4 protein-coding genes are annotated in these 6405 nt (G+C 61.2%); all 4 read left to right on the forward strand.

Annotated elements, in window-relative coordinates; translation table 11 throughout:
* Positions 1-18: 18 nt before the first annotated feature.
* The 4 genes from rapA to ACFC20_RS15995 all read left to right on the forward strand — a co-directional run bounded on the left by rapA (position 19) and on the right by ACFC20_RS15995 (position 6303).
* Entirely contained in the window at positions 19-2880 is a 2862-nt protein-coding gene (gene rapA, locus ACFC20_RS15980; RefSeq protein ID WP_375193874.1) for an RNA polymerase-associated protein RapA, read from the forward strand.
* Between the two features lie 128 nt (positions 2881-3008).
* Positions 3009-5459, forward strand: coding sequence for an acyl-CoA dehydrogenase (locus ACFC20_RS15985; RefSeq protein WP_375193875.1), 2451 nt, complete (start codon positions 3009-3011; stop codon positions 5457-5459).
* A 16-nt stretch (positions 5460-5475) separates the two neighbouring features.
* Positions 5476-5856: a fluoride efflux transporter CrcB gene (gene crcB / locus ACFC20_RS15990; RefSeq protein WP_375193876.1), complete on the forward strand. Its 381-nt coding sequence runs from the start codon at positions 5476-5478 to the stop codon at positions 5854-5856.
* 240 nt (positions 5857-6096) lie between these two features.
* The gene (locus ACFC20_RS15995) at positions 6097-6303 is read left to right on the forward strand and encodes a cold-shock protein (protein WP_008172950.1); all 207 of its coding nucleotides are present in this window, start codon (positions 6097-6099) and stop codon (positions 6301-6303) included.
* Positions 6304-6405 lie beyond the last annotated feature (102 nt).

A 6405-nucleotide genomic window follows, 5' to 3' on the forward strand; every position in this document is an offset into this window, starting at 1 on the left:
TGTCTTTCTGGAGGTTTCTTGGATACATCGGAATTTGTGATCGGCCAGCGCTGGGTCAGTCACAGCGATACCGCACTTGGCCTGGGCATTGTGACCGACATCTCCGGTCGTCGCGTCACCCTCGGCTTTCCTGCCGCCGATGAAGAGCGCACCTACGCCATTGATAATGCGCCTCTGTCCCGGATCATCTACCAGATAGGTGAGCAGATCGAAACCTTTGACGGCACCCGGTATATCGTGCGAGCGGTGGAAGATCGCGGCGGGGTGTTGATCTATCACGGCGACAACGGAGGCGACCTGCAGGAGATCTCCGAGGTGAAGCTGGCCGGATCGGTCAACTTCTCGGCGCCGCACCAGCGCCTGTTTGCCGGCCAGTTCGATCGCAATGGCGCTTTTCGCCTACGATACGCCACCCTTCAGCACATGGACCGCCTGCGGGCGTCGCCTGCCCAGGGACTCATTGGCGCGCGAACCCAGCATCTGGCCCACCAGATCTACATCGCCCACGAAGTGGCCCGCCGGCATGCCCCTCGGGTGCTGCTTGCCGACGAAGTGGGCCTGGGCAAGACCATCGAGGCCGGCCTGATCCTGCACTATCAGTTGCAGACCGGACTGGCCAAGCGGGCCCTGATCGTGGTGCCGGACTCGCTGACGCACCAGTGGCTGGTGGAAATGCTTCGGCGTTTCAACCTGCGCTTTTCCATTGTCGATCAGAGTCGTTACGACGCCCTCAAGGAGGACGAAGACGATGTCGATGCTCTGGTGAACCATGTATTCGGCGATTCGCTCTCGGTCAATCCGTTCGAAAGCGAGCAACTGGTGTTGTGCAGCCTGGATTTTCTGGTGAACAGTGAGCAGGCCCGTGACGATGTTCTGCAGGCGGACTGGGATCTGAGCATTGTTGACGAGGCCCACCATCTGGTCTGGAGCCCGGAACAGCCGAGCCCGGAATATCAGGTGGTCGAGCAGTTGTCTGCGAGGAGTCGCGGTCTGCTGTTGCTGACGGCGACGCCTGAACAGGTGGGCGTGGCCAGCCACTTTGCCCGGCTGCGTCTGCTGGATCCTGCACGGTTCCACGATCTGGAGGCCTTCCGGGAGCAGGAGCAGCACTACGAACTGATCAATCAGGTGGTCCGCCGTCTCCAGGATCCAGGCAGTGACATTGGCGAGAACGACCGTGAACGCTTGCGCCAGTGGCTGGGTGATGAGCTGGACCAGTTGCTGGCGGGCAACAATCCGCGCCAGTCGGTGATCGATGCGTTGCTCGATCGTCACGGTACCGGCCGAGTGCTGTTCCGCAATACCCGGGCGGCGGTCCGGGGCTTCCCGGAGCGTGCCCCCGAGCCTGTTTCCCTACCATGCCCGGCCATGTACGAATCCCGGGCCTGGGGTGTGGCCGGGCTGGCGCCGGAGCAAGAGGTGCCGGAGGAACAGTGGCTGGCGGAGGATCCCCGGGTGGCCTGGCTGGAGAAAACCCTGGTCAGCCTGCGGCCTGCGAAAGTGGTGGTTATCTGCGCCCGGGCAGAGACGGCCATGGCCCTCGAACACTACCTGCAGCTGCGCGCCGGTATTCGCAGTGCCGCGTTCCATGAACACCTGAGCCTACTGGAGCGGGACCGGGCTGCCGCGTATTTTGCCGACAGTGAACAGGGCGCCCAGGCGCTGATCTGCTCCGAGATTGGCAGCGAGGGCCGCAACTTCCAGTTTGCCCATCATCTGGTGCTGTTCGACCTTCCCGCCAACCCGGACCTGCTGGAGCAGCGCATCGGTCGACTGGACCGCATAGGCCAGACCGAACGCATCCGCATTCACATCCCTTATCTGGCGGGAACCAGCCAGGAAGTCCAGTTTCGCTGGTTCCACGAGGGGCTCAGTGCCTTCGCCGAAAGCTGCGCGGTGGGCGTGACCGTTCAGGAAACGGTGCAGGACCTGTGGCAGCAGGCGATTGACGGCGACCAGGAAGCCGTTGCCGGACTGGTGGAGGCATCGGTCTCGGAAACCGCCCGGCTCAAAACCCTGTTGCAGAACGGCCGCGACGCCCTGATCGAGCTCAATTCCTGTCGACCAGAGGTGGCCGGAACGCTGATTGAGGCTATTGAAGCCGAAGAGGCCGAGGCCCCGGTGCGGGATTATATGATGCAGGCTTTTGACATTCTCGGAGTGGATGTGGAAGACCATGCCGAACACTCCGACATTCTGCGCCCGGGTGAGCAGTACCAGGCCGGCCATGTGGCCGAGCTGCCCGAGGATGGCATCACCGTTACCTGGAGCCGACAGAATGCGCTTGAGCGCGAGGATCTGGCCTTCATGAGCTGGGAGCATCCGATGGTGACCGGGGTGATGGACTCGGTCACCAGCTCGGGTCTGGGCAAGGCGGCGCTCGCCAGCCTGTCGGTCAAGGCGCTGCCACCGGGCACCCTGCTGATGGAAGCGCTGTTCACCGTACACTGCCCGGCACCCGAGGCGCTCCAGCTGACCCGTTACCTGCCGGTATCGCCCCTCCGGGTACTGGTGGATGTCAACGGCAAGGAGCTCTCGGCGGCGCTGCCTCACGAGCGACTCAACGAACTCTGTGCCAATATACGTCGGCGCACGGCCCAGGCCATCGTGCCGCAGATCCGGCCCCAGGTAGAGACCATGGTGGATCATGTGGAGCGCCTGTCCGGGCCCCATCTGGAGCCTCTGAAAGCGAAGGCGCTGGAACAGCTGTCGGCACGTTTCGAGCCCGAGATCCGTCGCCTCGAGGCGCTCAGGAAGATCAACCCGACGGTGCGTGAGGAAGAAATCCAGTATTTCCGGGATCAGTTCGATTCGGCCCGCGAGGCGATTGGTCACGCCACCCTGGCGCTGGAGGGTATTCGGGTAATTGTGACGCAGTAGTCACGGCGCAACAGACGTAACCTGCTGACTCCCGGGCAGTTGCTGGCCAGTCATCATCTGATGCGGTACTGTGGGCGTACCTACTTTAGTCTAAGAGCTTCACTAACCATGGATGACAGAGAGAACCTATGATGACTTTCATTCTGTTTGTCGCGGCGCTGGCCGGCCTGTTGATCGTGATGCGGCGCGAGGCTGGTGCCAAATCGGCCATTGGCGTTCTGCTGGTGACCGGCCTTGTGTCCCTGTTCTTCGCCTCAGGATGGCTGGCGCTGATACTGCTTGCCGGCGCAGCGGTAACCGCCGCCGCTGGCCTGCCTGGCTTTCGCCAGAGCTGGATTACTCCGCGTATTTTTGCCACGTTCAAGAAGGTGGCGCCCCGGGTATCCGATACCGAGAAGGTGGCGCTGGAAGCCGGCACCGTGGGCTGGGACGGTGAACTGTTCACCGGCCGTCCGGACTGGCACAACCTGCTGATCAACCGGCATACCGGGCTGACCGAGGAAGAGCAGGCATTTGTTGACAACCAGTGCGCCCAGGCCATTGCCATGTGCAACGCCTGGGACGTGGCGGTGGAGCGTGCCGACCTGCCCAAGGAGCTCTGGGATTTCCTGAAGAAGGAAAAGTTCTTCGGCATGATCATTCCGAAGGAATACGGGGGCCTGGAATTCTCCGCCAAGGCCCAGACGGCGGTGCTGCAGAAGCTGGCAGCCAACGAATCGCTGATGGTGTCGGTGGGCGTGCCCAACTCCCTCGGCCCGGGCGAGCTGCTGGTAAAGTATGGTACCGAGGAACAGAAGAACCATTACCTGCCACGCCTGGCCGATGGCCGTGAAATTCCGTGTTTCGGGCTGACGGGCCCGAGGGCGGGGTCAGACGCCACATCGCTGCCGGATACCGGGATCGTGTGCAAACAGAAAGTCGGTGGCAAGGAAGTCGTCGGTATCCGCCTGAACTTCGAGAAGCGCTGGATTACCCTGGCGCCCATCGCCACCGTGGTGGGGCTGGCTTTCCGGATGTTCGATCCGGACGGTCTGCTCGGCGATACCAAGGATTACGGCATTACCTGCGCCCTGATTCCCCGTGACACCAAGGGCATGGAAATCGGTCGCCGCCACTGTCCCATTGGCAGTCCGTTCCTGAACGGGCCGATCAAGGGCAAGGACGTGTTCATTCCACTGGATTACATTATCGGTGGCGTGGATATGGCCGGCCAGGGCTGGCGCATGCTGGTTGAATGCCTGTCGGTGGGGCGTTGCATCACCCTGCCATCCGGCGCCGCGGGCGCCGCGGCCTATTCCGTTGGCACCGCCGGTGGCTTCACCCGCATTCGCCGCCAGTTCAATACCCCGGTGGCGGATATGGAAGGGGTGCAGGAACCCCTGGCCCGGATTGCGGCCAAGACCTACATTGCCCAGTCGGCGGTGAATCACACTGCCAACATGATCGACAAGGGCGAGAAGCCCTCAGTGCCTTCGGCAATCCTCAAGTATCACCTGACCGAGTTCCAGCGCGGTGTCCTCACTGACGCCATGGATGTGCACGGTGGCAAGACCGTGACCCTGGGGCCGCGCAACTACCTGGGCATTGGTTACAGTGGTGCTGCGGTCTCGATCACCGTGGAAGGCGCGAACATCATGACCCGCAGCCTGATGATCTTCGGCCAGGGCGCTATCCGCTGCCATCCCTATGTGCTGAAGGAACTGGCGGCGAAGGACAACGACGATATCGATGCCTTCGACGACGCTTTCTTCGGTCACGCCGGCCTGATCTTTGGGAATGCAGCCCGTGCCTTTACCCAGGCCCTGGGTCTTGGCCGTGCTGACGTGCCCTTCGACAGTGCCAGCCGGAAGTATGCCCAGGCGGTGTCGCGCTTCAGCGCGGCCTTCGGGCTTTGTTCAGACGCGGCCATGACCACTCTGGGCAGCGAACTGAAAATGCGCGAGCTGATCTCGGCACGTCTTGGCGACATGCTGTCCAACCTGTACTTGGCCTCCATGGTGCTCAAGAACTGGCACGAGACCCAGCCGGTGGAAGGTGAAAAGGAGGCGATGGAGTACAGTCTGGAGCTGCTGCTCTACCGCACCGAGAATGCTCTGGATGAATTCCTGCAGAACCTGCCCAACCGCGCCGTCGCTCTGGTGCTGCGGGCGGTAACCATGCCGCTGGGACGTCGCTGGGACAGCCCGCACGACGATCTGGCGCGCAAACTGGCCCGGGCCATCTCCACGGATACGCCGATTCGTAGCAAGCTGCTCGCCAGCGTCTGGACCACCAACGGCGAAGGCCCTGAGGATAACCCGGTGGCCACCTACAACAGCCTGCTCAAGGATTACGACAAGGCCGAGCAGCTGTACCGCAAGGCAACCAAGGCCTACGCCAAGGGCGAGCTGCCGATGACCGCACTGCATCCGGAAGAGCGCTTTGAAGCGGCGCTTGAGGCCGGCATCTTTACCAAGGAGGAGGCGGATTTCATGCGCCGGTATGAGGTTCAGGTGCTGGAGATGCTTACGGTCGACGACTTCGAGTTCAATGCCTTCGCGCAGAACAAGAAGTCAGTGATCAACCACAATCCGGCCTGATCGGAGGCTGATCGGGATGTGGTGGTCGGTATTCGCGGTCAGTGTTGGCGCTGTCATTGGCGCCAACCTCCGCTGGGCCCTGGGGTTGTGGCTGAACACCACCTACCATGCGGTGCCTTATGGCACCCTGGTGGCCAACCTCAGTGGTGGCTGGCTGATCGGTCTGCTGATCGGTTATTTCAGCCATGGCACCACGCTGGCCCCGGAATGGCGGCTGTTTGCCATCACCGGGCTGTGTGGTGCCCTGACCACCTTCTCGACCTTCTCCCTGGAAATGTTCGCGGCCATCCAGGAAGGCAAATGGGCCATGGCCCTGACCGGCATTCTCGCCCACGTGATCGGTTCCATCCTGATGACGGCACTGGGTCTGTACACCTTTACGTTGCTGAAGGGATGATGGGTACCTCTACCTACATGAATTATTGAAAAATACCCTTGGCAAGCCTCGGATTCAGGAGTAGAGTGCAAGGCGTAGGAAAGAATCAGTAAAGCATTTCATGAATAAGACGTACCTCCGTAGTTAGTAGTGACCGTCCTGTTTTTGATTCCGCGATTTCTGTTTTTCCGCAAAACGCCGACCCGGCACCATGGAGGTGCATGGCGGCAGATAATATGATTGATTTCAGGAAGTTTACGTATGTCTACTACTACCGGTACTGTTAAGTTCTTCAACGAAGCGAAAGGCTTTGGCTTTATCACTCGTGAAGGCGGCCCGGACGTTTTCGTTCACTACAGCGCTATTCAGGGCAGCGGTTTCAAGACTCTGGCTGAAGGCCAGCAGGTCGAGTTCACCGTTACCCAGGGCCAGAAAGGTCCTCAGGCGGAGAACGTTGTTGCCCTTTAATCCCTGAGGGATTCGGCAACATCCGCAAAAAGGCAGCTTCGGCTGCCTTTTTTTTGGTGCGCCCGGCACGGGCGCACTCCTGGAGGTGCAAGTCCTCCCGTG

Source organism: Marinobacter sp. (assembly GCF_041984545.1).
Classification (GTDB): domain Bacteria; phylum Pseudomonadota; class Gammaproteobacteria; order Pseudomonadales; family Oleiphilaceae; genus Marinobacter.

Excerpts from the sequence above, each read along its gene's own strand:
- ACFC20_RS15985 (WP_375193875.1), top strand. The coding sequence starts at position 3,009 with ATGATGACTTTCATTCTGTTTGTCGCGGCGCTGGCCGGCCTGTTGATC.
- crcB (WP_375193876.1), top strand. The coding sequence starts at position 5,476 with ATGTGGTGGTCGGTATTCGCGGTCAGTGTTGGCGCTGTCATTGGCGCC.
- ACFC20_RS15995 (WP_008172950.1), top strand. The coding sequence starts at position 6,097 with ATGTCTACTACTACCGGTACTGTTAAGTTCTTCAACGAAGCGAAAGGC.